Genomic DNA, 25,127 nt, shown 5'->3' with positions numbered 1-25,127 from the left:
TTGAGATTGCTTCCGTGCGACGGCGTCTGGATCAGCCTTTCACGTGCCCTCCGATTCTGTGGCTGGCAGAATCTCTCTTGCCGTCGTTTCACAAACAAAAAACCCGGCGGTTGCCCGCCGGGTTCTTGAAAGTCGGAAGAGACTTTCTCTTAGAAGTCGCGCTGGAAGCGGATCAGGCCGCCGAGGCTGCTCTTGTCCGTAGCGCCGGTCCAGCCGCCCATGTAGTTGGCTTTGCCGTAGTCACCTTCGTTGACGTAGTCAACTTCGGCCGTGACGGTGAAGCCCGGAACCAGCTGGTGAGCAACGTTGACAGCCACACCGAGGGTGCTGGCGTCATCATACGAAACCTGCGCGTTCAAAGAGGTCTTCTCGTTGAACTTGTAGGTGCCGCCGCCCCAGATGGCCCAGTTGCCGCCCCATGGCTTGTAGAAGCTGCGAGCGACATTGTCGTCGGTGCCGTAGCCGCCCATGACGAACAGCGAGATCTGGTCGGTTGCGTTCACGTCCAGGCGAACCTTGCCGGCCCACTCTTCCCACGACGAATCGTAGGCGACGACGCCGGTGATGCCACCCCAGCCAGCGGTGTACTTCACGCCGCCAACGACGTTCGGAACGTAGCTGTCGATTGTGTTGTTGGTCGTAGCGGCAACCCAGTTGCCAGCGCCGTCCTTGACGAAGGTGTTGTAGCCACCCGAACCCTGTTCAAGCGAGACGATCGCCGAGAAGCCATTGCCGGCATCGAAGGTGTAGCTGATCAGGTTGGTGTCGAACTCACCGTAAGGAACCAGGGTATCCTGGATCACGTTGCCGGCGTAGCCCGAGAAGGTGTCGTAAGCCGATTCGTCCTTACCGACGCGCAGGCCACCGAGCTGGATCCAGGCGAAGTTCAGCGAGAAGCTGTTGGTAGCGCTGCCACCCTGGCCATTGCCGAAGTTGAAGCGGGTCTCGGTGTAGGTCTTCAGGGTGCCGAGTTCGGTTTCCTGACCGGTCCAGGTCTTGAGAGCAAAACGGCCCTTCTTCGACCAGGTATCCTGTTCCTTGCTAGGATTCAGACGATCGGTGGTGCGAGCACCGTCGAAGGAACCAACGTCACCGAAGCCGGCGTCGTAACGGATGTAACCGCCGATGCGCAGGCAGGTCTCGGTGCCTGGGATGTAGAAGTAGCCAGCGCCGTAGACGTCGCAGATCTTGACGTATTCAGCGGGTTCCGGCTCGGCGACGACGACTGCGTCGGCGGCGCGCGCACCGGAAACTGCGAGCAGTGCCGCAGCCGAGCCGAGGAGAAGGCTCTTAATGTTCATTTTCTGACCTCCAGTCAAAAGTTTAAAAACGGGTCTGGGTATTTTTTGCTGAAGGACAGCGTTCCCTGCCCCATCCCCTTACTGAAAAAGATGCGCTGCGCGCCGCTTCTTCGATGTCGACATTACCCATCGGGCTGTCCGGTTCAACAAGGAACGTACCGGCAAAAGCGATGCCCGGGTGCTATCGGATAGCGTTGTTGCACAAATGACACGATTTTGCCCATGGTCGAAAGCTCTCGTTAACCATGTGGTTCCAACCGGCCCTTGCAACGCAGCCTTTTGGCCCATTCTGCGCAGAATCACGGTGCAATACCGACCTGGGAACAGACTTCTTTATCTCTCGCTGTCTTTTTTATGGGGTCATATGCGCTGGCTTATTGATTGTGCCGGCCCTTTTCTTTATCCAGCGCCGCAACGGAGAGGTGGCCGAGTGGTCGAAGGCGCTCCCCTGCTAAGGGAGTAGACCTCAAAAGGGTCTCGTGGGTTCGAATCCCATCCTCTCCGCCAGTTCCTCACCCTTCCCGTGTTTTTAACCGCCTCAAACGGGCAGCTCCGGCGTTTCGCGACGGCTATTTTTGCATCGCGAAGAGCGTGGCTCCCATCGCGGCGTAGCCGCCGTTCTCCAGAAAGATGAACAATAACAGCACTTTGAGGCATTCGGGGCGCGAATCCTTTCGCGAATATGTTCGATTCTGACTGGAGGTCAGAAAATGAACATTAAGAGCCTTCTCCTCGGCTCGGCTGCGGCACTGCTCGCAGTTTCCGGTGCGCGCGCCGCCGACGCAGTCGTCGTCGCCGAGCCGGAACCCGCTGAATACGTCAAGATCTGCGACGTCTACGGCGCTGGCTACTTCTACATCCCAGGCACCGAGACCTGCCTGCGCATCGGCGGCTATGTCCGTTACGACATCGGCGTTGGTGATCGTGAAGGCACGACGGATGTCATCGATGTCCTGAACCCGACCGACCGCAACGACACCTATTTCAAGCGCGGCCGCTTCGCTCTGAAGACCTGGACCGGTCAGGAAACCGAACTCGGCACCCTGAAGACCTACACCGAGACCCGCTTCAACTTCGACAGCGGCAACGTCGGTGGTTTCAACGTGGCCAGCAACAAGGGCGTTTCGCTGAACTTCGCCTGGATCCAGCTCGGTGGTCTCCGCGTCGGTAAGGACGAGTCGGCTTTCGACACCTTCTCGGGTTATGCCGGCAACGTCATCGACGATACGATCGTTCCTTATGGCGAATTCGACACCAACCTGATCAGCTACACCTTCGACGCCGGCAATGGCTTCTCGGCGATCGTCTCGCTGGAGCAGGGCTCGGGTGTCTACACGATCGACAGCTATGTGCCGAACGTCGTTGGTGGTGCCAAGTACACCGCTGGCTGGGGTGGCATCACTGGCGTCGTCGCCTATGAGAGCTCTCGCGAAGAGTGGGCCGGCAAGCTCCGTTTGGATGTCAAGGCAACCGACCAGATCGACCTGTTCATCATGGGCGGCTGGGGTTCCGACGACAACAGCCCGCGCAACTTCTACAAGCTCTGGGATGGCAACTGGGCCATCTGGGGTGGCGGTACCTACAAGTTCAACGAGAAGACCTCGTTCAACATCCAGGCATCGTATGACGAAGGCAAGACCTTCGGTCTGGCTGCCAACGTCGCTCACCAGCTGGTCCCAGGCTTCACCATCACGGCTGAAGTTGACTACTACAACAAGGCTGTCAGCAACTGGCGCACTGTCAAGGACGACGGCGTCGGCGGCATCCTGCGCTTCCAGCGCGACTTCTAAGAGATGCTGTCTCTTTAAGCATCTATCGAACCCGGGCGTCCTGCGCCCGGGTTCTTTTGTTTAGCGTTGGGCTTGGGAACAACAAAGGAAACAGGGGGTGGAACGGTAACTGGAAGCAAGTTTGGCGATGGTCTCGAAGGGATCCCGATCATTCCGGGATGAGGCGATCACAAATTGCTCTCTTGAAAGGATGTCTCCTTGTGAGTATGCCTTGGTGCATCCACAGGGGGGTGTGGCAAAAAGATGTCTCAAGACGCGCTGCAGGAGAGCATGCTCTCCGATCGATTCGCTGCATTTACGTCTCAGAACGTCCGGATAAAATACAGTACCGGCAATATACGAGAGGTAAAATCCTATCGGATCAGTGAGCTGTTTTCGGCCTATCGCGACATATTGTGGGATGATGGGCGGCACAAATACAATGTGAGCTCGTTCATCGGCGAGATAGACGAGATTTTGCTTGGCGAGCGCTTCAGCGCTTTCGATCAAAGCACCCTGGATAATCTGGTCGGCACCCTGCGCCAACGCGGCAACAGCAACGCAACCATCAATCGCAAGATGGCTGCACTGAGCAAACTGCTGCGCAAGGCTCACAAGATGGGGGATATCCACAGCTTGCCCGAGTTCCGCCGCCAGAAGGAGCGGGCAGGGCGAATCCGTTTCCTCGAAAAGGACGAGGAGGCGCGGTTGTTCGCGGCCATTCGCAGCCGCAGCGAGGACGCCTATAGGCTCTCCATCTTCCTGGTCGATACGGGTTGTCGACTCGGCGAGGCTCTCGGGCTCATCTGGAACGACCTGCAGCCGACACGTGTCAGCTTCTGGATTACCAAATCGGGGCGCAGCCGCACCATTCCATTGACGCTGCGTGCGCGGGAAGTCGTGGCTTTTTCAGGCGAAGGCCGGCGACCGAAGGGTCCGTTCGCCATGCTGAACCAACCGCAGTTCCGCCAGATCTGGAACGAGGCGAAGATGGAAGTCGGTCTCGGCGCCGACGAGCAGGTGGTGCCGCATATCTTGCGTCACACTTGCGCCTCCCGGCTTGTCCAGGGGGGTATCGACATCCGCCGCGTGCAGATGTGGCTCGGCCACCAGACCTTGCAGATGACGATGCGCTATGCGCACCTCGCGACCAATGATCTCGATAGCTGCGTTGTCGTGCTGGAAACCCGGCCCACGGAGGCCGCTGGCGGAGCGAACCTGTCACCTCTGGAGAGCGTTGCAGCCAAGCCGCGCAAGCAGCGGGCAAAGAAGAATCCGGCTTCAGCCAAGGCCGAGGACAAGAAACGCGCCTGAATGGGTTCGATGCCCGTTCGTCCTAAGAGCGTTGGTGAACTGATTCTTCCTGCGATTGCTGCTTTTCCGCAGCGTTGATGAAGCTGGCTATCATTCCGGGCAACTCGCCACTTTCCAGGAATGGAGCGTGACCTTGGCCTGCCGCGGTCACGGTTTGCAGCTTGGGGTGACGCCGCGCCATTTCTTGCAGGGTTTCTTTCGACAACAACCTTGAGTTGGCGCCGCGAACCACCAGTGTCGGTACCTTGCCAAGCGCCTCGAACTGCGGCCAGAGCGTTGGCAGCGGTTTCGACAGGTCGACGGCTGCCAACGTCTCTACCAGTTTTGCATCAAAGTCCGGAACGAGTTTGCCATCTTCCTCCCGATAGATGGCGGCGACCATGCGCTGCCAGTCTGCATCGGTCAGGGCAGGAAAATCCTGGCCGTGAGCGGCCTTCTGAGCCTCGACAGCTTCCGCCAGGTTCTGCGGCCTCGGCGCCTTCTCGAGGTAGGATTTGATATGGGCCAGCCCCGAGATCTCGAGCGCCGGTCCGACATCGTTGAGCACGATCGCCTTCAGGATCGTGGGTCTCAACATCCCCAGAACGTGGATGATCAGGCCACCACGCGAGGTGCCGATGAAGGCGGCTTGCTTGATCTCCAATTGATCGAGACCTGCCAGGATGTCGTTGGCTTCGACGCCCACCGTATAGTTGGCGACATTGCTGTCATAGGCGGATTGGCCGCGCCCGCGATAGTCGAATGAAACAACCTTGCGTTGTGGCCTGGCCTCGTTGGAGAGATAGAGCGCCAGTTCGTGGAAATCCCGCGCGTTTCGCGTCAGGCCCGGCAGGCACACGACCGGCAGGCCGGCGTGGTTGCGTTCGCCATAGATTCTGGCGTGCAGTTTCAAACCATCCGGAGAAGAATAGAAAAAATCGGAAAAACCTGCCGTCACGCCCGGCTCCTTCCCTCAGTGCTGCTTTACAAGGGCTACAGGCGAGGACGAGCGGCGTCAAATCGGGTGCCCGTGAATGGAAGCGGAGGACCGCCGATACGGCTTTACCGCCTATTTCCGTCCGTTGACGAGATCGCCAACGATATCGAATTCGCCTGAGATCCGCATCTTGTAGACCTCGTAGTTTTCCATAACGCGCTGGATATAACTTCTTGTTTCGGCGTAGGGAATCCGCTCGATCCAGTCGACGACGGTGTCGATGTCCTTTCCGCGCGGGTCGCCGTAGCGCTTGATCCACTGGTCGGCCCGGCGCGGTCCGGCATTGTAGCCTGCAAAGGTCAGCACATAGGAGCCGTTGTAGCGATCAAGCTGCTGGCCGAGAAAGGCCGCACCCAATGTGGCGTTGTAGCCTGCGTCGGTGGTCAGCTTGGTTTGTGAAAATGCCATGCCGGCCTTTTTCGCCAGCTGTTCGGCCGTGCTCGGCATCAATTGCAGCAGGCCGAGCGCGCCAACACGAGACACCGCACTGACGTTGAACTCGCTTTCCTGACGCGCAATGGCATAAGCAAGGGCCTTGCCGGATCCGGAAATGTTGGCGGTTTCTGGAATGACCCCGATCGGGTGCGACAACGCCCCGACATTGACGCCATTCGCCGCTGCAATCTTGCCGATTCTCAACGCAAGGAAATGATTGCCCCGTTTTTCAGCCATTTCGGCAAGCAAAGCCACCTCGCCAGGGCTGGTCAACTGACCAGCCAGATCGACGTAGAGCGTATTCGCATAGCGCTCATAGCCTGCTTCCTGCAGTCGGCCGATAGCGGAAACCGCCTCCCGTTTCGAAAAACTTTGCCGGTCGACGTCGCTGGGTTGTGGAGATGCAATGTTGAGTGTGCGGCTGCCGACGCGCTCGCCGGCCAATTGGCCATAGAAGGTCGTGCCGAATGCCGAGGCTTTCGTGAAATATTCCTTGGCGTCGCCAGGCCCGCCGGCTTCGGCGGCGCGGCCAAGCCAGTAGTAGGCGCGCGATAGCGAAAGGTTGCCCTGGGCGAGATTGGCGATACGAGAAAAATGCTCGGCCGCCTTGGCCGGGTCTTTCAGGCCGCGCAAGGCATACCAACCGGCGTGGAACTCGGCGTCGGCGGCGTTGGTCGGACTTTCCGCCATGTGTGTCGAGACGATCCGGTAGGCCGTCTTCATGTCGCCCTTGTCGACCAGTTCGCGCGAAAGCACGCGCCGTTCGACCCACCATGCGTCGGGGTCGACGAGTGCGGTGCGGTCGGTGGGGGCCTTCAGGATCAAGGCCGCGGCGTCGCCGAATTTCTTGCGCTTGCGCAGATATTCCGCTTCGGCAAAGAGGTAGCCTGCGGAGCGTTGCTCCGTCGGAACCGCAGCCAGCAGTTTCGGTGTGTTCTTGTCACCTTCCGAGACCGCAGCCCAAGCGTCAGCCAGTTCTTTGGCGCCGGCCAGCATGGCGACACGCTGAGCCGAGCCGACCCGGTCGGCATAGAACATGCGCTCCATGCGATAACGATGATCCGCCGTTGGAATGATCGGGCCGAACTCGTTGATGATCGCCGTTTCGTCCTTGGCTTCCAGTTTTTCCGTGCGCCAGAATGGGGAAAGCACGGATTGCGCCGCTTTAACGTCGCCTTTGGCGACATAGGCGCGGGAGAGTGCGATGATGCCTTCTGCCGTCTGCGGCTGACTGCCACCGAAAGCCTTGATGACGATGTCGGCGCCGGGGTTTTCCCGGACGAGGGCGCGCTCGCTGTTCCTGCGCAGCGTTGCCATGCCGGGCCAGCCGGGGAGCAGCTCTGCGGCCGCTGCGATTTCGCCGGATGGCACCCTGTCGCCGCCATAAAGTGCGATGGCCCAAGCCAGGATATGATGGTCGAGCGAGGACACAGGCAAGTTGTCGCGGGCTGCGCGCGCGCCGTCAAAATCCTTGGTGGCAAGCGCGTCGAGCCCGATCTTCAATTGCAAAGGATTGAAAGCCGGCAGATCCTGCTTGCTCGGCACGGGAAACATCGGCAGCGCTCCGGACAGGCGCTTGTCGACGCCGCTGCCAATGGCGATCGCCGGCGCCAGCACCACGATCGCTCCCAGGATAGCAAAACGATAGAGCCGTCTGGCGGTCATAATTCCGGTCTGTTCAAGGTGTCTACGCGCTACAAATAGGTTGGGATTGCGGAAACCCCAGCAGTCGCTAGCGCAAAGCCGATAAAAGAAAGGTTATCGGTTCCGTTTCCTTTGCCGTCTTCCGCGCCGGCTCTACTTGCCCCAGAACAGTGTCGAGACTATGGTGCCCGGCCTTTCGATGGGCTAGAGCCGTTCAGGATCGGCCTGGCTCGATCGATACCCTGAAAAAGAAGCTTGGAAACCGTTGGGTTCCGTGGAGTTTGAAGACATGCTGAGAGGCTCGCTGACTGCGCTCGTGACACCGTTCGAAAAGAGCGGGCGCTTCGACGAGAAAGCCTTTCGCGCGCTTGTTGCCTGGCAGATCGAAGAAGGGACCCGCGGGCTGGTTCCGGTCGGCACAACCGGCGAATCTCCGACGCTGTCGCATGAAGAACATCGTCATGTTGTGAAGACCTGCATCGAAGTCGCCAAGGGCCGAGTGCCGGTGGTGGCGGGTGCCGGTTCCAACAACACCGAAGAGGCGGTCGGTCTGGTGCAGTTCGCCGAACAGGCCGGTGCCGACGCTGCCCTCGTGGTGACACCCTACTACAACAGGCCGACACAGCGCGGCCTCTATCAGCATTTCGCTGCCGTCGCTAAGGCCACAAGGTTGCCGATCATCATCTACAACATCCCGCCGCGCTCGGTGATCGATATGATGCCGGAGACGATGGGTCAGTTGGCCAATGATTTCAAGAACATCGTTGGCGTGAAGGACGCCACCGGCAAGATCGAGCGCGTGTCTGAACAGCGCGCTACCTGCGGCAAGGATTTCATCCAGCTTTCCGGCGAGGATGCGACGGCGCTCGGCTTCAATGCGCATGGCGGCGTTGGCTGCATCTCGGTCACGTCCAATGTTGCGCCACGCCTGTGCTCCGAGTTCCAGGAAGCCACGCTTGCCAACGACAAGGAGCGCGCGCTGGAGTTGCAGGACCGGTTGCTGCCTCTGCACAAGGCGATCTTTGTCGAGCCAGGCGTTTCGGGCGCCAAATATGCGCTCTCGCGACTCGGCCGTGTCGAGAATGCAGTGCGCTCGCCGCTCATGACGGTGGAAGAAAGCACTGCTGCCAAGATCGACGCGGCGATGAAGTTTGCAGGTCTTTTGAACTGAGCTGTTATAGGTTTGGAGCGTTTCCGGCTTTCGCGGAAACGTTGAAATGCTCTAACTCTTTGTTTTTTCACAATTCCGGACGGAAAGCCGTTACACACTTTTCCTGGAATTGCTCTTGCGGAATTCGGCCCGCATTGCCATGTGATGGCTTCTTTTCCGGCGCGCCGGGTGGCGAAGCCATGGCGCGTCGACAGTTTGATTGAAATTGAATGCCATGAACCAGGTGAAGAAGGCCGACCCCAACAACAAGACCGCCGCGGAAAACCGCAAGGCGCGTTTTTCCTATGAAGTGCTCGATACGGTCGAGGCTGGCTTGGTGCTGACTGGCACCGAGGTGAAATCGCTGCGTCAGGGCCAGGCCAATATCCAGGAATCCTACGCTTCCGTGGAGGATGGCGGCATCTGGCTGATCAATTCCTATCTGCCGGAATATCTGCAGGGCAACCGTTTCAACCACGAGCCGCGGCGACGTAGAAAACTGCTGCTCAACAAGCGTGAGATCGCCAAACTGGGGCAGGGCGTCGCGCGCGACGGAATGACCTTGGTGCCGCTCAAGATCTATTTCAACGACAAGGGCAGGGCCAAGCTCCTGCTCGGCCTGGCGCGCGGCAAGAAGTTGCATGACAAGCGCGAGACCGAAAAGCAGCGCGATTGGGCCCGGGAAAAGGGCAGGCTGTTGAAGGAGAGGGGATGAGCCGAAAGCGCCGGTCCTGTCCGCGAGGAGCCGCCAACGTGCGGCGAAGCTGACATGGCAAGTCGGCTGCGGCGCTGGGTTGCTGCTGGCTTGATCATCTCAGGCGCCTTCGCTGCTGCAGGCTACTTGTATTTCACGGCTTTCTCGCCTGATCGGCAGAGGTATCCTGTGCGCGGAATCGATGTTTCCCATCATCAGGGAAAGATCGACTGGCGTCGCGTCGCGGCGGATGACGTGGCCTTTGCCGTCATAAAGGCGACGGAAGGCGGCGATCATGTCGACGATACTTTTGCGACCAATCTGAATGAGGCCCGTGCCGCCGGCCTTGCCGTGGGGGCCTATCACTTTTTCACCTTCTGTCGCCCTGGAGCGGAGCAGGCGCAGAATTTCCTGACCGTTGTCCCGCGCGTCCAGCCAATGCTGCCGCCCGTGGTCGACATCGAGTTCGGTGGAAATTGCCCACGTCGCCTGACCCCGGACGAACTGCGCTCGGAGCTCGACGCATTTTTGCAACCGGTCGAGGCTCAATTCGGCAAACCTGCGATCATCTACCTGATCGGTGAGGCCATGGATTTCTACGACGCGGTCATGCCAGTGCGCGAACGCTGGGTGCGGTCACTGGTGCTTCACCCGGGCCATGAGAAGTGGGTCTATTGGCAGTATCACAATCGTGGCAGCGTCGATGGTATTGAAGGTCCGGTCGACCTCAATGTGTTGCAGGGCACGCCATCCAGATTGATCGAGCTGGTGCGATAGCAGTCTACTTGCGGAGAAATTCGGCGATATTTGCGAATACCTTCACGAACATCTCCGTCGTGAGCACGCCGGTGTTCGTGTTGTAGCGCGAGCAATGATAGCTGGAGAACAGCTGGATCTTGCCAGTGTCATAGCTGCCGCCATGCTTGAACGGGAAGGCTGCGACCCGGAGGCCAAGAGCTCGAACGGTCGATTGATGCGCAATCGCCCCCAGCGTCAGAATGGCGCGCAGATTCGGAAAACGCGCTATCGTCGGGACCAGGAAGGTTCGGCAGGTTGCGATCTCCGGACCGGTCGGCTTGTTCTCCGGTGGCACGCACCGCACCGCGTTGACGATGGCTGTGTCGACAAGTTCCAGGCTGTCGTCCGGTCGCGCCTCGAAGCGTCCACGGGCGAAACCATGGGCAATCAGCGTCGAATAGAGCAGGTCGCCGGCATAATCGCCGGTAAAGGGCCGGCCGGTCCGGTTGGCGCCGCGCAGGCCAGGTGCCAGCCCGACGATCAGCAGGCGGACGCTGTCTTCCCGGCCTGGGGCACTGCCCTTGGGCAGGAATGCCGGTACGGGACCGTTGAACCAGCCAGGCTCGCGTTCACGCCAACCGGCAATGAAGTCGTGCAGGCGCGGGCAAAGCGGGCAGTCGTGATCGGGTTCGGCGGAGACAAGCATGCTCGGGTGCTACCATCTGCCGGCCCCCGTCATCAATACAGGTCCATCAATACTGGTCGTCGTCTTCATCCTGGGCGGCCGCCGGTTCGGGACGCCGGACCGGACGATCGGTCGGATCGCGGCCAACCTCGTTCTTCAAGGTCATCAGGTCGATGAAATGGTCGGCCTGCCGGCGCAGGTCATCCGAGATCATTGGTGGTTGTGATGCCATGGTCGAGACGATCGAGACCTTGCGGCCACGTCGCTGCAAGGCTTCCACCAGGGTGCGGAAGTCTCCATCACCGGAAAAGAGAACATAGTGGTCGACGACATCGGCAAGTTCCAGCGCATCCACTGTCAGTTCTATGTCCATGTTGCCCTTGATCTTGCGGCGACCGGCAGCGTCGGTGAATTCCTTGGCCGGCTTGGTCACAACCTTGAAACCGTTGTAGTCGAGCCAATCGATCAGGGGCCGGATCGAGGAGTATTCCTGGTCCTCGACCAGCGCGGTGTAGTAATAAGCGCGCAGGAGATAGCCGCGCTTCTGGAAGCTGGCCAGAAGTTTACGGTAGTCGATGTCGAAGCCGAGGGAACGGGAAGTGGCGTAAAGATTGGCGCCGTCGATGAAAAGAGCGATCTTTTCGCGTGGGTCGAACATGGCAATATCCTTCTTGAAAATAGGCAATGCGATAAGTACGTCTGGCAAGGTTTCTAAAGAAAACCGCCAAGCCCATATTGTTTTGGAAATAACGCCCGGATGATGGCATTCCAAGGGTGGGCAGGGATTGAGCAAGAAATTGTGATCGGAGACAGGCCTGGCGGGTGCTTGAGGCGCGCCGCGCTTGTATTCCGGGCCGGTTCGGGCTATGGAGCCCGCCAGATTTCCAATAGATCAAGAGCATGAAAGGGGCATCGAATGGCCCGCGTAACCGTTGAAGATTGCATCGACAAGGTCGACAACCGCTTCGAGCTGGTGCTGTTGGCCGGTCACCGCGCCCGCCAGATCAGCCAGGGTGCGATGATCACCGTGCCGCGCGACAACGACAAGAACCCGGTCGTGGCGCTGCGCGAGATCGCCGATGAGACGCTTTCGCCCGGCGACCTCAAGGAAGACCTGATCCATTCGCTGCAGAAGCATGTCGAGGTCGACGAGCCGGAAGCACCGGAAGCCGAGGCGATCACCGATCAGACCGGTACCGCTGTTGCTGTCGACGCCGACGAGCCGGAAGAGAACATCACTTTCGATCGCATGTCGGAAGAGGATCTGCTGGCCGGTATCGAAGGCCTGGTGGCACCGGAAAAGAACGACGATTATTGATAGCCGGCGGGGCCTAAGCCCTTTCGCGCCATAGTTTTCGTGGCTATTTGTGACATGCGTCGCTCGGCGAGCGGCGCATGATTCATTTCAGCGTTGCGAGAATCCGCCCATGATGCGTCAGTATGAGCTTGTCGAGCGCGTCCAGCGCTACAAGCCGGACGTCAACGAGGCGCTGCTCAACAAGGCCTATGTCTACGCCATGCAGAAGCATGGCCACCAGAAGCGTGCTTCCGGCGATCCCTATTTTTCGCACCCGCTCGAAGTCGCAGCCATCCTCACCGACATGCATCTGGATGAGGCAACCATTGCCGTTGCCCTGCTGCATGACACGATCGAGGACACCACGGCCACTCGTGCCGAGATCGATGAACTCTTCGGCCCCGACATGGGCAAGCTGGTCGAGGGCCTGACCAAGCTGAAAAAGCTCGATCTCGTCTCCAAGAAGGCCGAGCAGGCCGAAAACCTGCGCAAGCTGCTGTTGGCGATTTCCGAGGATGTGCGCGTTCTTCTCGTCAAGCTCGCCGATCGCCTGCACAACATGCGCACGCTCGATCACATGCGCGAGGACAAGCGTCTGCGCATTGCCGAGGAGACAATGGAAATCTATGCGCCGCTGGCCGGGCGCATGGGCATGCAGGGTATGCGCGAGGAGCTCGAGGAGATCGCGTTCCGCTATATCAATCCGGAGGCCTATCGCACGGTAACCGCGCGGCTCGCCGAAATCTCGGAGCGCAACAAGGGTGTGCTGACCGAGATCGAGAACGCGCTTTCCGCATTGTTCGACAAGCACGCAATGAAGGCCAGCGTCAAAAGCCGCCAGAAGAAGCCATGGTCGGTATTCCGCAAGATGGAAGCCAAAGCGCTGTCCTTCGAGCAATTGTCCGACATCTTCGGCTTTCGTGTCGTCATGGACACGGTCGAGGACTGCTACCGCGCGCTTGGCCTGATCCATACCACCTGGTCAATGGTGCCGGGACGCTTCAAGGATTACATCTCGACGCCGAAGCAGAACGATTACCGATCGATCCACACCACCATCGTTGGTCCTTCGCGCCAGCGTGTCGAATTGCAGATCCGCACGCGTGAGATGAACAAGATCGCGGAATACGGCGTTGCTGCCCATTCGATCTACAAGGATGCCGCCGGCAAGGCCAATGGCGGCACCCACATCATCTCCAAGGAGACCAACGCCTATGCGTGGCTGCGCCGTACCATCGAGCAGCTGGCCGAAGGCGACAATCCGGAAGATTTCCTGGAGAACACCAAGCTGGAGCTGTTCCAGGACCAGGTGTTCTGTTTCACCCCGAAGGGCATGCTGATCGCGCTGCCGCGTGGCGCGACGCCGATCGATTTCGCCTATGCGGTTCACACCGATGTCGGGGACACCTGCGTCGGCGCCAAGGTCAACGGTCGCGTCATGCCGCTGATGACCGAATTGAAGAATGGCGACGAGGTCGAGATCATCCGCTCGAAGGCGCAGGTGCCGCCGGCAGCCTGGGAATCGATCGTGGTCACGGGGAAGGCGCGCGCCGCGATTCGCCGCGCCACCAAGAACGCTATCCGCAAGCAATATTCAGGACTTGGCCTGCGTATCCTCGAGCGCGCTTTCGAACGTGGCGGCAAAACCTTCTCGAAGGAAAACCTGAAGTCGGTGCTGCACCGGCTGGCACGCAAGGATATCGAGGACGTTCTGGCGGCCGTCGGGCGTGGCGAACTCGCTTCGGCAGATGTCTTGAAGGCGGTTTTTCCCGACTACAAGGACGAGCGCGTCACGGTGGCGCCGCCGAAGCAGCGCGAGGAAGGATGGTCACGCATCCGCAATGCAGCCGGCATGCTGTTCCAGATGCCGGGGCGTGCCGCTCGCCGCGACAAGACACAGCCGCGGGACGATGCTGCGGTGCCGATCCGTGGCGTGCGTGGTGATCTGCCGGTGCGCTTCGCGCCGGAAGGTGCGGTTCCCGGGGATCGCATTGTCGGCATCATCCAGCCGGGCTCCGGCATCACCATCTATCCGATCCAGTCGCCGTCGCTGACTGCTTTCGACGATCAGCCGGAGCGCTGGATCGACGTGCGCTGGGATATCGACGAGAACAACCGCGAGCGCTTTCCGGCACGCATTTCGGTAACGGCCATCAATGCGCCGGGTTCTCTTGCTGATATCGCACAGGTCGTTGCTTCGAACGACGCCAACATCCACACGCTGTCGATGGTACGCACGGCGCCCGACTTCACAGAAATGCTGGTCGATCTGGAAGTCTGGGATCTGAAGCACTTGAACCGGCTGCTGTCGCAGCTCAAGGAAAACTCGAGCGTCAGCGATGCGCGGCGTGTTAACGGATGATTGGAGCCGCAAGGCATGAACACGGCTGAAGTGCTTGATATCTTTCGCTCTGCGGGCGCGGTGCTCGAGGGTCATTTCATCCTGACCTCTGGCCTGCGCAGCCCGACTTTCCTGCAGAAGGCACGCGTGTTCATGCATGCGGACAAGACTGAGCGACTCTGCAAGGCGTTGGCCGAAAAAATCCGCGCCGAGGTAAGGGAACCGATCGACTATGTCGTCGGTCCTGCCGTAGGTGGCCTGATCCCTGCCTATGAGACGTCGCGCCATCTTGGCGTGCCGGCGATCTGGGTCGAGCGCGAACAGGGTGTATTCAGACTGCGGCGGTTCGACATCGAGAAGGGTGCGCGCGTCGTCATCGTGGAAGACATCGTCACGACGGGCCTGTCCATCCGCGAGACGATCGAATGCCTGCATGGTCTCGGTGCCGAGGTGCTGGCGGCGGCCTGCATCATCGATCGTTCAGCCGGCAAGACCGACGTCGGCGTGCCGTTGATTGCACTCGCGCAGTATGAGGTTCCGGCGTATCCTGCCGATCAGTTGCCGCCTGAGCTGGCCGCCATTCCGCCGGTGAAGCCGGGCAGTCGCACGCTCTGAGTGGCCCGGGCCGGTTTGACCTGATCGACATGTTGTTCAAGCGCAGAAAAGCGGAAAGTCTTGGTGAACGCCTGAGGGTGTGGCTATGGCCACGCCGCTCGTTGTCGCGATCGTTGCGTTATTATGCCAGGCGTATCGTGCGGCTGGAGGCGTCGCCACATGCCGTCGCCGCCGGGGTGGCGGCGGGCGTGTTTGCCTCTTTCTTTCCGCTTGGACTGCATTTCGTCGTTGCCGCGGCCGTATGCTGGCTGGTCGCCGGCAATCTGGTCGCTGCTGCCATCGGCACCGCGCTCGGAAATCCGCTGACCATGCCGTTCCTGTGGGGAGCGTCCTGGGAGACCGGCAAGCTTATTTTGCACCAGCACCTGCCACGCAAGGGTGTGCCGGAGCATCTCGGTGCCATGATGGAGCATCTCAGCCTGTCGCAGCTTTGGGAGCCGGTGCTGAAGCCGATGACGATCGGCGCGGTTCCGCTTGGTCTTTTGACCGGCGTTGTCGCTTACGGGCTCACGCGTTGGGGTATGACGGTGTTTCGGGAACGTCGACGCCGGCGGCTTGCCGAAAGGGCCGCGCATCACCGGGTATCCGGCCCTGATGCCTTGGGTTCGGCGACACGATGATCATCGGCATCGGTTCCGACCTGATCGACATCCGTCGCATCGAGAAGTCGCTCGAGCGACATGGTGAGCGTTTCGTCATGCGGGTCTATACCGACGTCGAGCAGGCCCGGTCGGAAGGCCGTAGAGCCCGGGCAGCCTCCTACGCCAAGCGATTTGCCGCCAAGGAAGCCTGCGCCAAGGCGCTGGGAACGGGCATCGCGCAGGGCGTCTACTGGCGTGACATGGGCGTAGCCAACCTGCCGAGCGGCAAGCCGACCATGGTTTTGACAGGTGGTGCAGCAGTCCAGCTCCAGAAGCTTCTGCCGCCCGGGCATCACGCTGTGATCCATCTTACGATCACCGATGATTTTCCGCTCGCTCAAGCCTTTGTGATCATCGAGGCACTGCCGGTCGCAGAAGCGCCACAGTGATGGAGGCTGGAGGGCTATTGGCGTTGCCTGGCAAGACAACGGCGTTGCCCGGCAGCCAGCGACCCCGTATATGATCGGCGGGACAATGCATCGGCCTGAAAGTCGGAATCGATTTTCGGCCAGAAGGATGTGTAGATAAAATTTTAGAGCGTTCCATGTGCGTCCGAACAAACGCGCGGTGCTCTAGTGAGGATGAGATGAGCGTGGCTGACAAATCCGATAAGAAAAGCGGCGGACTTGGCGAAACCGTAAGCGTTATCGTGCAGGCTCTGCTTCTGGCGCTTGTCATTCGTACCTTGTTCTTCCAGCCTTTTTCGATTCCTTCCGGTTCGATGCGGCCGACTTTGCTGGAGGGCGACTATCTCTTTGTCACCAAGTGGGCCTACGGTTATTCGCGCTACTCGCTGCCATTCGGGCCAGATTTGTTCTCGGGTCGCATCTGGGGCTCGGAACCAAACCGCGGCGACGTCGCCGTCTTCAAGTTCCCGCCGGATCCGTCCGTCGACTACATCAAGAGGGTAGTCGGCCTTCCGGGCGACAAGATTCAGATGAAGGGCGGCCAGCTCTTCATCAATGGCGTTGGCGTGCCGCGCACCAAGGTTGGCCAGATCGACAACCCCGATATCACCGAGCAGAACGGGCCGGTCGACGTCTATCGCGAGACGCTGCCTAACGGGGTGAGCTACGACACGCTCGACCTGACGCCAAACGGCATCGGCGATGACACACGCGAATTCGTCGTGCCGGAAGGCCACTATTTCATGATGGGTGACAACCGCGACAACTCCAGCGACAGCCGGTTCAGTGTCGGGTATGTGCCTGCGGACAATCTTGTCGGCCGCGCCAACATCATCTTCTTCTCCATCGCCGGCGGTGCCAGCCCGCTTGAGATCTGGAAGTGGCCGTCCGAGATGCGTCCGTCGCGCCTCTTTACTTTTGTCCACTGACAGATGACGGCGCCCAAGCGTTTAACTCCCGAGGCGTTGGCCGCTGTCCTGGAAAGTCGAACCGGTCATAGTTTCCGCGATCCCAAACGTCTGCAGCGTGCGCTGACACATGCCAGCGCTCGCGGTAGCCATGCCGGGGTCGACTATGAGCGCTTTGAATTCCTGGGCGACCGGGTACTCGGTCTTGCTGTCGCCGATATGCTGCTGGCCGACTTTCCGGACGCGCCCGAAGGCGAGCTGTCGGTGCGGCTGAATGCGTTGGTCAACGCCGAAACCTTGGCACAAATTGCCGACGAGATCGGACTGGCCGATTTGATCCGCGCGGGCAGCGAGGTCCGGAACCTCGCCGAACGCAAGCGGGTCAATTTGCGCGCCGATGCACTGGAATCGCTGATTGCCGTCATCTATCTCGATGACGGTCTCGACGCGGCCAGGCGCTTTATCCACGCATATTGGAGACCGCGCGCCAAAGCCGCTGGTGCAGCAAGACGCGATCCAAAGACCGAATTGCAGGAATGGGCGCATCAGGCGGCAGCCGCCACGCCCGAGTATCGCATCGATAGCCGGGAGGGGCCTGATCACGACCCGCTTTTCACGGTGACGGTGAGCGTTGCCTCCAAGGAATCGGCTTCGGGCACCGGCCGCTCCAAGCGTGAAGCGGAACAGGCCGCCGCCACGGCGCTTCTGGTCCGTGAGGGCATTTGGGCCGTCGAAGGAGACAATACACGATGACGGCTGACATGAATGCAGAGACGACGCATTCCGGTTTTGTCGCGCTGATTGGCGCGCCCAACGCAGGTAAGTCGACGCTCATCAACCAACTCGTCGGCACCAAAGTGTCGATCGTCACCCACAAGGTCCAGACAACCCGTGCTCTGGTGCGCGGGATTGCCACCCATGGAACCGCTCAGATCGTGCTGGTCGATACACCGGGCATCTTCAAGCCGAAGCGGCGGCTCGACACGGCGATGGTCACGACCGCATGGGGTGGTGCCAAGGATGCTGATCTGGTTTTGGTGCTGATCGATGCTGAACGCGGTATCAGGGGCGATGCCGATGCGATCCTCGACAAGCTGGCCGAAGTGCGCCAGCCGAAGATACTGGTCCTGAACAAGGTCGATCGTGTGAAACCTGAAATGCTGCTGACGCTGACGAAGACTGCCAATGAACGCGTTGCGTTCGAGCGCACCTTCATGGTTTCTGCGTTGACCGGTTCCGGTTGCAAGGATTTGCTCGACTATCTCGGCGAAGCTCTGCCGGTCGGTCCCTGGTTTTATCCCGAAGATCAGATCTCCGACTTGCCCATGCGCCAGCTCGCCGCCGAGATCACGCGCGAGAAGCTGTACCTGCGCCTGCATCAGGAACTGCCTTACTCCTCCCATGTCGAAACCGAGAAATGGGAGGAAAAGAAGGACGGTTCGGTACGAATCGAACAGGTGATCTATGTCGAGCGCGACAGCCAGAAAAAGATCGTGCTGGGCCACAAGGGCGAGACCATCCGCGCGATCGGCGAAGCCGCGCGCAAGGAGATCGGCGAAATCCTGGAGCAGAAGGCCCATCTCTTCCTGTTTGTGAAAGTGCGCGAGAACTGGGGGGACGACCCTGAGCGCTATCGCCAGATGGGACTGGATTTCCCGCATTGAACGGGGTTGTCCACCTGCCGCATAACTGTCATCGGTTCGTCACGTAACTGTCATGTGCCGCACCTATAGCCATCGGTGTCCCGATGGCGTTCGTTCTGCGCCGGGGCTACGGCGGAATGATGCGCATGAATGGACATACCCGTACCACGGGCGGCTTGTCTCGGCTTGACCTCGAGCGCGCTACGGTAGCTGAGCTTGAGCGTGTCTTGCGGAGCGGCGTTGATCCCTCGAGTGAGGATGCCATTGGAGCTGCCGCATTTGTCGGTGGCAGCATCGCCACGGCTATCGTCAATCTCTCTCCGCGCCAGCACCGGGCACTTGACCGGTGGCTCAAGGACCAATCCAAGCTTGCTGCCAATATTGTCAAAATCTTGCTGGTCGATGCCGCTCAGGCATCGGAAGGGACGCTGCAGGCACAAGGTGGCGCTTCCTTGCTGGAAAGCCCGCTGTCTGAACCAGCTTCGGAGCGTCTTGCGCCGCAACGCAACGGTCTGACGTCTGTTCTGGTTGAAGAATGGGCAGGCCCGGTGGCGGGTTCAACGTATCTGGAAGAGACCTTGCGCATCCCGCGCTCGACCCTGCATCGTTGGCAGCGTCGAGGCGAAGTCATTGCCCTGCGTACCGGCGGTAGGAAGCATGTTTTCCCGCTCGCGCAATTTGTCGACGGGCGACCTGTGCCAGGGATTCGTGAAGTGCTCGGACTTGTCGGCCATCCCAGAGCCGCATGGTCGTGGCTGGTGCGGCCGGCATCGGAGTTTGGCGGCGAAGCTCCACTTACCCTGCTGATCAGGGACCAGGCCCACGATGTCATTCGCGCCGCCGAGGCCCTTTCGGTAAGTCCTGGCCGGCCCACTGAAGCCGCCTGACAGCCTTCGGGTCCCTGGTTCCGCTTTTCGATTTTTGATTGGCCGGCGAAAAGTTATTCGACGAATGATTGGGCTTTTGTGACAGTTTTCTGTCGATGTGCCGTATGTGCCAAAAATCGTTTAATATCAATATCTTAGTTGTAAATATACAACAAGCCGCAGGCGAATGTCCTGTCTGCTCATTGTGCAGTGCAATATTCGTTGAAAGTGGAAACTCGATGGGTATTGTCCCGGCAGAAAGGGGCGCTCGGGCGTCGCCTTTCGAGTGGCGGTTGGTGGCAATGGCCTTCAGCCAGAAATCTGAAAACATATTTTTGAAAATTGACTGGAGAGGTCAAAAATGAACATCAAGAGCCTCCTTCTCGGCTCGGCTGCGGCACTGCTCGCAGTTTCCGGTGCGCGCGCCGCCGACGCTGTTGTGGTCGCCGAGCCGGAACCCGCTGAATACGTCAAGATCTGCGACGTGTACGGCGCCGGCTATTTCTACATCCCGGGCACCGAGACCTGCCTGCGCGTTGGTGGTTACATCCGCTATGACGCCGGTTTCGGTGATATCGGTACCTTCGATGGTTCCGTCGCCACCGATCGCCTGGACGGCGACCGCAATCATACCTACGCCAAGAACGCACGTTTCGCTCTGCGTACCTGGACCGGCCAGGAGACCGAACTCGGCACCCTGAAGACCTTCACCGAGACCCGTTTCCAGTTCGGCAACACGCCGACCGCCGGCGACGCCATCAACAAGAACGTTTCGCTGAACTTCGCCTGGATCCAGCTTGGCGGCCTGCGCGTCGGTAAGGACGAAACGGCGTTCGATTCGTTCATCGGCTACGCCGGTAACGTGATCCAGGACACGTTGATCCCCTACGGTGGCAAGGACACCAACCTGATCAGCTATACCTTCGACGCCGGCAACGGCCTCTCGGCGATCGTGTCGCTGGAACAGGGTTCGGGCAGCTACTCCCGCTTCAAGCGCGTCGGCGACACCTGGGGCAGCGCCGACAACACCATCGACAGCTACGTTCCGCATGTGGTCGGCGGTCTGAAGTACAAGGGCGACTGGGGTTCGATCACCGGCGTCGCCGCCTACAACAGCGCTTTCGAAGAATGGGCTGGCAAGGTTCGCCTCGATGTCAACGCGACCAGCGACCTCACCCTCTTCGTGATGGCTGGCTACGGCACCGACGACAACATCGACCGCAACCAGTACAAGCCTTGGGGCGGCAACTGGGCTGTCTGGGGTGGTGGTACCTACAAGTTTGACTCCAAGACCAAGTTCAATGCCCAGGTCTCGTATGACGACAACCGCACCCTCGCGATCGCGGCCAACGTTGCCTACGAAATCGTTCCTGGCTTCGTGATCACCCCCGAAGTGGACTTCGTCAATGAAGGCCGTTACGGCAAGGCCGGCTACCTCGGCAGCTGGACCAGGGCTGACAAGAAGAACAGCTTCGGCGGCATCATCCGCTTCCAGCGCAACTTCTAATCGACCTCCAGTCGATCTCTTGCGGCCCGCGGCACTCGCCGCGGGCCGTTTGTTTTGGCGGGAGGCTTTGCCGGCTGTCCTGTCTGCTTCTTGATTTCGCAGCAGAAGGCGTCAAATCTCCCGCCATGGAATGGCGCGACGAGGGAATCATACTCGGCACCCGCAAGCATGGCGAAACCAGCGCCATCCTCGAGGTGATGACACGCGCGCATGGCCGGCATCTCGGTCTGGTACGCGGTGGCCGCGCCCGCAAGATGCAGCCGGTTTTGCAGGCCGGAAACCGGGTCGACCTGATCTGGCACGCTCGCCTCGACGAACATCTTGGAACGTTTCAGGCTGAAGCCATCGAAATGAATGCTGCGCGTTTGATGGACAGCGCGATCGCCGTTTACGGCTTGCAACTGTTGGCCGCGAATCTGCGTCTTCTGCCAGAGCGCGATCCGCATGATGCGCTTTATGAGACACTGGCCCTCATCATCGCACATCTGGAGGACGCCGAGGTCGCAGGCGGGCTGGTTGCGCGGTTTGAGCTCATGGTCCTCGACGAACTCGGCTTCGGCCTCGACCTTTCCGAGTGCGCTGCTACCGGAACCAGGGAGAACCTGGTCTATGTCTCGCCGAAGTCGGGCAGGGCGGTGTCGCGCCAAGCGGGCGAACCCTGGCACGACAAGATGCTGGCGTTGCCTATGTTCCTGCAGCGAGGCGCGGCGCTGAACGCGGATCTTTTCGCAGTGGAGCAAGCCTTCAGGCTGACGTCGTTCTTTTTCACCCGTCATGTCTATGAGCCGCGTGGCGTCGAACCACCTGATGCCCGCTCCGGCTTCATCGCCGCCTTGCGCAAGCACCACGCTGTTCATGGCACGAGCAAGGGAGACACCGCTGCATGAGTGCTGTTGAACTCTATCCCGGCCGGATTTCGCCCATGGGCGTCGGCACCATCCCGCATGCCGACATGCTGACCTATTCGGGACTGGAGCTGCTGCAGCGGGTCATCGACGGGCGCTATCCAGCGCCGCCTATGGCGTATCAGTTGAGCTTCGCCCTCACCGAGGCGGAGGAGGGGCGCGTCGTCTTTCGCGGCATGCCCAACGAAAAGCACCTCAATCCGATGGGCGGGGTACACGGCGGCTGGGCCGCAACCATCCTCGATTCGGCGCTCGGCTGCGTCGTGCAGACCTTGCTGGCCAAGGGCGAAGCCTATGCGACGGCGGAATTCAAGGTGAACCTGATGCGACCCATTACGGCGAACATCGGCGAGGTGGTGTGCGAGGGCAAGATCATGCACAAAGGGCGCACCTTGGCCGTATCGGAAGCGACCCTGAAGGACAGTGCAGGCAGGCTACTGGCTTTCGGTACCGAAACCTGTTCGATCTTCTCGGTGGCCAATCTGGCGGCCCGATAGGCGATTCGGGCGACACGGTGGAACGCGGCTTCAGGGGGATGCCTCGGTGGATGTTTTCAGCATTGTCGGTTTTGTCATTCTGCTTGTTATCGTGGCTCGACAGCGCTCGCAGCTCGGCAGGATTGAACGCGAGCTTGGCGAAGTACGCAAACTGGTCATTCCGGGTGCCGCCGGATCGACCTTGAAGCCCGCGGAGGCGCTCGCGACCGAGCCATCGCCGCGGAACTCAAGCGAAACCTTGCTTGAGGGCAGGCCCGACGATGTTGCTCAGAGTTCCGAACCGGGGGATGTGCAGGATATTGCGGCAGCTGGTCCCTGGGGAAGCCCGGCACGGGATGAGGAAGCTGTTTCCGAGCCGAAGGGCGAAGACGGTGCTGCGAAACCGGAAGAGGCGACGAAGAAGCCGGATATCGAAACCGCGCTCGGCACACGATGGGCGGTATGGGTCGGTGGCGTTGCACTGGCCCTTGGGGGGCTCTTCCTCGTGCGCTACAGCATCGAGGCGGGTATTTTTGGGCCGGGTGTACGGCTCACCATGGCGGCAATCCTTGGCCTGGTTCTGACCGGCGGCGGTGAATTCATCCGCCGCACCGGCTTCAAGGTGCCTGTGCAGGGTGCAGCCGGCGCCTTCATCCCGGCGATTCTCACCGCGGCCGGAGCCTTCACATTGTTCGGTACCGTTTATGCCGCACACGGCATCTACGGCTTCATCGGCCCCTCGGTGGCTTTCACGCTGCTTGGGCTGATCGGCATCGCGACGATCGCTGCTGCGCTCGTGCACGGCCAGGCGCTCGCCGGCGTCGGACTGCTCGGTGCGCTGGCGACCCCGATGCTGGTCTCTTCCCAATCCCCCAACCCCTGGGCCTTGTTCGGCTATCTGGCAATCGTCCTCGCGGCGACCGGTTTCATCGCGCGCATCCGCCGCTGGTCGCTGCTGATGGCGGCGGCCTTTGCCGGCGTCGGTTTGTGGGTCGTGCTCTTATGGTCGAAGCGCCGATGCCTGGGTTCGGCGTCCTCGTCTTCATCAATCTCGTTGTGCTGGTCATCCTTGGCTTTGTCTGGACCGGCTCGGAGCCAAGCCCAGCCGAAGCAAGGATAGGCTTCGACCCAACTTCGATCGCCCCCGCGATCTTCGTCGCGGCGGCAAGCCTGGTGTTGTTTGCGGAGCCGCGTTTCGCCGATCTTGGTGGTGCCTGGCCTGCAACCCTGATCGTCGCTGCGATGATCGGTACCGTCGTGTTTCGGCCGCAGGCCCTGCCTGTTCTGTACGGAGCCGCTCTGACGACCCTCCTTGCCTATCTCAAGGTCACGCCGTTGGCTGAAGCGTCCATCGATCTTTCAGGCTACGCCACCTTCGACACGACGCCAGTGACCGTCGTTGCAGACGCCGCGATGGTCCGCATCGGCATCGTGCTTGGCTTGCTGTTCCTGGGTGCGGGCCTGTGGAGTGCCAGGCGACATGTCGGGACAAGCCCCGCCCAATCGGCTTCGTGGGCTGCATGGGCTGCGGCTGTGCCTCTCGTGATCGTGCTGTCGCTTTGGGTGACGTTCGGCGATATCGATCGGGACTTCGTCTATGCTGCGCTCACCTTACTGTTGCTCGCCGTCCTGGTTTTTGGTGGCGAATGGATCGCGCGTGCCGAACAACCTCCGCTCATCGGCGGTTTGGCCGTTTCCTTCGTGTTGTCTGGCGCGGGGCTCGCAGCCTTGCTGCTGCTGCATATGGCCTTTGGTTCAGGCCTGACCACGGTTCTGTTGGGCGCAGCAGCCGTCGTGCCTGCCCTGGCCACGCGTTGGCGCAGTTATCCTGTTCTCGGTTGGCTTTCGGTCGGTGCTGTCGTGGCCGTTCTTGCTCGCATAGCCTTCGATCCGACCATCGTCGGTGCGGAGTTCCTGTCCAGGACACCAGTCTTCAACTGGCTGTTGGCCGGTTACGGTGTGCCGGCGCTTGGCTTCGGCTTTGCCGCCTGGCAATTGGCGCGCACCACCAACGGCCGCCCACGCCTAGCCATGGAAGCCGGAGCGGCGCTGTTTGCCTTGCTCTGCGTGGCCATGCTGGTGCGCCATGCCATGCATGGTGGCGTCATCGACGACGGACGGGTGTCGCTTGCCGAACAGGCGATCTATACGCTGATAACCCTCGGTGCGGGCGCTATCCTCATCAGCATCGACATGCGTTCGCCCAGTTCGGTGCTGCGTTATGGTTCGCTCATCGTCGGTGTCGTTTCAGCGCTCACCATCGTCGGCCAGCATTTTGTCGTCCTCAATCCGCTCTTCACGGACGAGTCGACGGGCGGAATCCCGGTCTTCAATCTGCTTTTCCTGGCCTATCTGTTGCCGGCCGTCGCAGCTGGGGCATTGGCCTATTACGCGCGCGGCAAACGCCCTAAATGGTATTCCGCCATGCTTGCGCTGATCGGGGCGCTGCTGGCTTTTGCCTACGCAACCCTGTCGGTGCGGCGCTTCTTCAAGGGGGAGTTCATCGGCCTGTGGAGCGGCATGGAGCAGATTGAGACCTACAGTTACTCCGCCCTGTGGCTACTGCTCGGCGTTGTGCTGCTCGTGGTTGGTGTCCGGTTCGGCTCTTATGTGCTGCGTGTCGCTTCGGCAGCGTTGATTGCGATCGCCGTGCTGAAGGTCTTCCTGTTCGACATGTCGGAACTGGAAGGCGTGTTGCGGGCGCTTTCCTTCATCGGCCTGGGCGCGGTGCTCATCGGCATTGGATTGTTCTATCAGCGACTGTTGTCGCGGGCGCCAAGGCAAGGGTAGCGCCTTCAGGAACGCTTAAGGAATC

General features: G+C 60.3%; 24 protein-coding genes and 1 tRNA gene. 20 read left to right on the top strand and 5 right to left on the bottom strand.

Annotated features, from left to right (window positions below; translation table 11 throughout):
* Positions 1–149 precede the first annotated feature (149 nt).
* Complete coding sequence (locus C1M53_RS00595; RefSeq protein WP_129410461.1) at positions 150–1,301, bottom strand: porin; 1,152 nt, start codon at positions 1,299–1,301, stop codon at positions 150–152.
* Positions 1,302–1,717: 416 nt separating this feature from the next.
* Here C1M53_RS00595 and C1M53_RS00590 point away from each other — a divergent pair.
* The 3 genes from C1M53_RS00590 (at position 1,718) to C1M53_RS00580 (ending at position 4,384) form a co-directional block, all read left to right on the top strand.
* Positions 1,718–1,808, top strand: a tRNA-Ser gene (locus tag C1M53_RS00590).
* Between the two features lie 203 nt (positions 1,809–2,011).
* Positions 2,012–3,091, top strand: coding sequence for a porin (locus tag C1M53_RS00585; protein WP_129410460.1), 1,080 nt, complete (start codon positions 2,012–2,014; stop codon positions 3,089–3,091).
* Between the two features lie 243 nt (positions 3,092–3,334).
* Complete coding sequence (locus C1M53_RS00580; RefSeq protein WP_129410459.1) at positions 3,335–4,384, top strand: site-specific integrase; 1,050 nt, start codon at positions 3,335–3,337, stop codon at positions 4,382–4,384.
* Positions 4,385–4,406: 22 nt separating this feature from the next.
* Here the strand turns inward: C1M53_RS00580 and C1M53_RS00575 are convergent, their stop codons facing one another.
* Together C1M53_RS00575 and C1M53_RS00570 are read right to left on the bottom strand one after the other, a co-directional pair.
* Positions 4,407–5,321, bottom strand: coding sequence for an alpha/beta hydrolase (locus tag C1M53_RS00575; protein ID WP_129410458.1), 915 nt, complete (start codon positions 5,319–5,321; stop codon positions 4,407–4,409).
* A gap of 111 nt (positions 5,322–5,432) precedes the next feature.
* On the bottom strand, positions 5,433–7,460 hold the full coding sequence (locus C1M53_RS00570) for a lytic transglycosylase domain-containing protein (protein ID WP_129410457.1): 2,028 nt from the start codon (positions 7,458–7,460) through the stop codon (positions 5,433–5,435).
* A 268-nt stretch (positions 7,461–7,728) separates the two neighbouring features.
* Here C1M53_RS00570 and dapA point away from each other — a divergent pair, with 268 nt between their 5' ends.
* The 3 genes from dapA (at position 7,729) to C1M53_RS00555 (ending at position 10,060) form a co-directional block, all read left to right on the top strand.
* Entirely contained in the window at positions 7,729–8,610 is an 882-nt protein-coding gene (gene dapA / locus C1M53_RS00565) for a 4-hydroxy-tetrahydrodipicolinate synthase (protein ID WP_129410456.1), read from the top strand.
* Positions 8,611–8,824: 214 nt separating this feature from the next.
* Positions 8,825–9,304 (top strand): SsrA-binding protein SmpB, encoded by a 480-nt coding sequence (gene smpB, locus C1M53_RS00560; RefSeq protein WP_129410455.1) that lies wholly within the window; start codon positions 8,825–8,827, stop codon positions 9,302–9,304.
* Positions 9,305–9,358: 54 nt separating this feature from the next.
* Entirely contained in the window at positions 9,359–10,060 is a 702-nt protein-coding gene (locus C1M53_RS00555) for a GH25 family lysozyme (RefSeq protein WP_129410454.1), read from the top strand.
* 4 nt (positions 10,061–10,064) lie between these two features.
* On the opposite strand, the gene C1M53_RS00550 is transcribed toward C1M53_RS00555, so the two are convergent.
* Together C1M53_RS00550 and C1M53_RS00545 are read right to left on the bottom strand one after the other, a co-directional pair.
* Entirely contained in the window at positions 10,065–10,727 is a 663-nt protein-coding gene (locus tag C1M53_RS00550; RefSeq protein WP_129410453.1) for a uracil-DNA glycosylase, read from the bottom strand.
* A gap of 46 nt (positions 10,728–10,773) precedes the next feature.
* On the bottom strand, positions 10,774–11,364 hold the full coding sequence (locus tag C1M53_RS00545) for an NYN domain-containing protein (protein WP_129410452.1): 591 nt from the start codon (positions 11,362–11,364) through the stop codon (positions 10,774–10,776).
* A 258-nt stretch (positions 11,365–11,622) separates the two neighbouring features.
* Here C1M53_RS00545 and rpoZ point away from each other — a divergent pair, with 258 nt between their 5' ends.
* From rpoZ to C1M53_RS00480, 14 genes are all read left to right on the top strand, one after another.
* Positions 11,623–12,024: a DNA-directed RNA polymerase subunit omega gene (rpoZ, locus tag C1M53_RS00540; protein WP_129410451.1), complete on the top strand. Its 402-nt coding sequence runs from the start codon at positions 11,623–11,625 to the stop codon at positions 12,022–12,024.
* Positions 12,025–12,133: 109 nt separating this feature from the next.
* Positions 12,134–14,365 carry a bifunctional (p)ppGpp synthetase/guanosine-3',5'-bis(diphosphate) 3'-pyrophosphohydrolase gene (locus C1M53_RS00535; protein WP_129410450.1) on the top strand — a complete coding sequence of 744 codons (2,232 nt, stop codon included), beginning with the start codon at positions 12,134–12,136 and terminating at the stop codon, positions 14,363–14,365.
* Between the two features lie 15 nt (positions 14,366–14,380).
* Positions 14,381–14,959 carry an orotate phosphoribosyltransferase gene (gene pyrE / locus C1M53_RS00530; RefSeq protein ID WP_129410449.1) on the top strand — a complete coding sequence of 193 codons (579 nt, stop codon included), beginning with the start codon at positions 14,381–14,383 and terminating at the stop codon, positions 14,957–14,959.
* 29 nt (positions 14,960–14,988) lie between these two features.
* A complete protein-coding gene (locus C1M53_RS00525; RefSeq protein WP_129410448.1) occupies positions 14,989–15,579 on the top strand; it encodes a DUF2062 domain-containing protein in 591 nt (196 codons plus the stop codon).
* Positions 15,576–15,989, top strand: coding sequence for a holo-ACP synthase (gene acpS, locus C1M53_RS00520; protein WP_129410447.1), 414 nt, complete (start codon positions 15,576–15,578; stop codon positions 15,987–15,989). Before C1M53_RS00525 ends, acpS begins: the two co-directional genes overlap by 4 nt.
* A 197-nt stretch (positions 15,990–16,186) precedes the next feature.
* Complete coding sequence (lepB, locus tag C1M53_RS00515; protein WP_129410446.1) at positions 16,187–16,936, top strand: signal peptidase I; 750 nt, start codon at positions 16,187–16,189, stop codon at positions 16,934–16,936.
* Between the two features lie 3 nt (positions 16,937–16,939).
* Positions 16,940–17,668 (top strand): ribonuclease III, encoded by a 729-nt coding sequence (gene rnc / locus C1M53_RS00510; RefSeq protein ID WP_129410445.1) that lies wholly within the window; start codon positions 16,940–16,942, stop codon positions 17,666–17,668.
* On the top strand, positions 17,665–18,579 hold the full coding sequence (gene era / locus C1M53_RS00505; RefSeq protein ID WP_129410444.1) for a GTPase Era: 915 nt from the start codon (positions 17,665–17,667) through the stop codon (positions 18,577–18,579). Before rnc ends, era begins: the two co-directional genes overlap by 4 nt.
* Positions 18,580–18,662: 83 nt before the next feature.
* The gene (locus C1M53_RS31885; protein ID WP_207213059.1) at positions 18,663–19,445 is read left to right on the top strand and encodes a hypothetical protein; all 783 of its coding nucleotides are present in this window, start codon (positions 18,663–18,665) and stop codon (positions 19,443–19,445) included.
* Positions 19,446–19,785: 340 nt separating this feature from the next.
* Entirely contained in the window at positions 19,786–20,931 is a 1,146-nt protein-coding gene (locus C1M53_RS00495; protein WP_129410443.1) for a porin, read from the top strand.
* A gap of 125 nt (positions 20,932–21,056) precedes the next feature.
* On the top strand, positions 21,057–21,818 hold the full coding sequence (gene recO, locus C1M53_RS00490) for a DNA repair protein RecO (RefSeq protein ID WP_129410442.1): 762 nt from the start codon (positions 21,057–21,059) through the stop codon (positions 21,816–21,818).
* Positions 21,815–22,333 (top strand): PaaI family thioesterase, encoded by a 519-nt coding sequence (locus C1M53_RS00485; RefSeq protein WP_129410441.1) that lies wholly within the window; start codon positions 21,815–21,817, stop codon positions 22,331–22,333. The genes recO and C1M53_RS00485 overlap by 4 nt, the downstream gene beginning before the upstream one ends.
* 46 nt (positions 22,334–22,379) lie before the next feature.
* On the top strand, positions 22,380–23,432 hold the full coding sequence (locus C1M53_RS32430) for a DUF2339 domain-containing protein (protein ID WP_348630020.1): 1,053 nt from the start codon (positions 22,380–22,382) through the stop codon (positions 23,430–23,432).
* Positions 23,330–25,102: a DUF2339 domain-containing protein gene (locus C1M53_RS00480; RefSeq protein WP_348630019.1), complete on the top strand. Its 1,773-nt coding sequence runs from the start codon at positions 23,330–23,332 to the stop codon at positions 25,100–25,102. The genes C1M53_RS32430 and C1M53_RS00480 overlap by 103 nt, the downstream gene beginning before the upstream one ends.
* The last annotated feature ends 25 nt before the right edge of the window (positions 25,103–25,127 follow it).

The organism is Mesorhizobium sp. Pch-S (assembly GCF_004136315.1).
Lineage (GTDB): Bacteria > Pseudomonadota > Alphaproteobacteria > Rhizobiales > Rhizobiaceae > Mesorhizobium.
The sequence above is the reverse complement of the archived record's forward strand: the minus strand, read 5'-3'. Positions and strand labels throughout refer to the sequence as shown.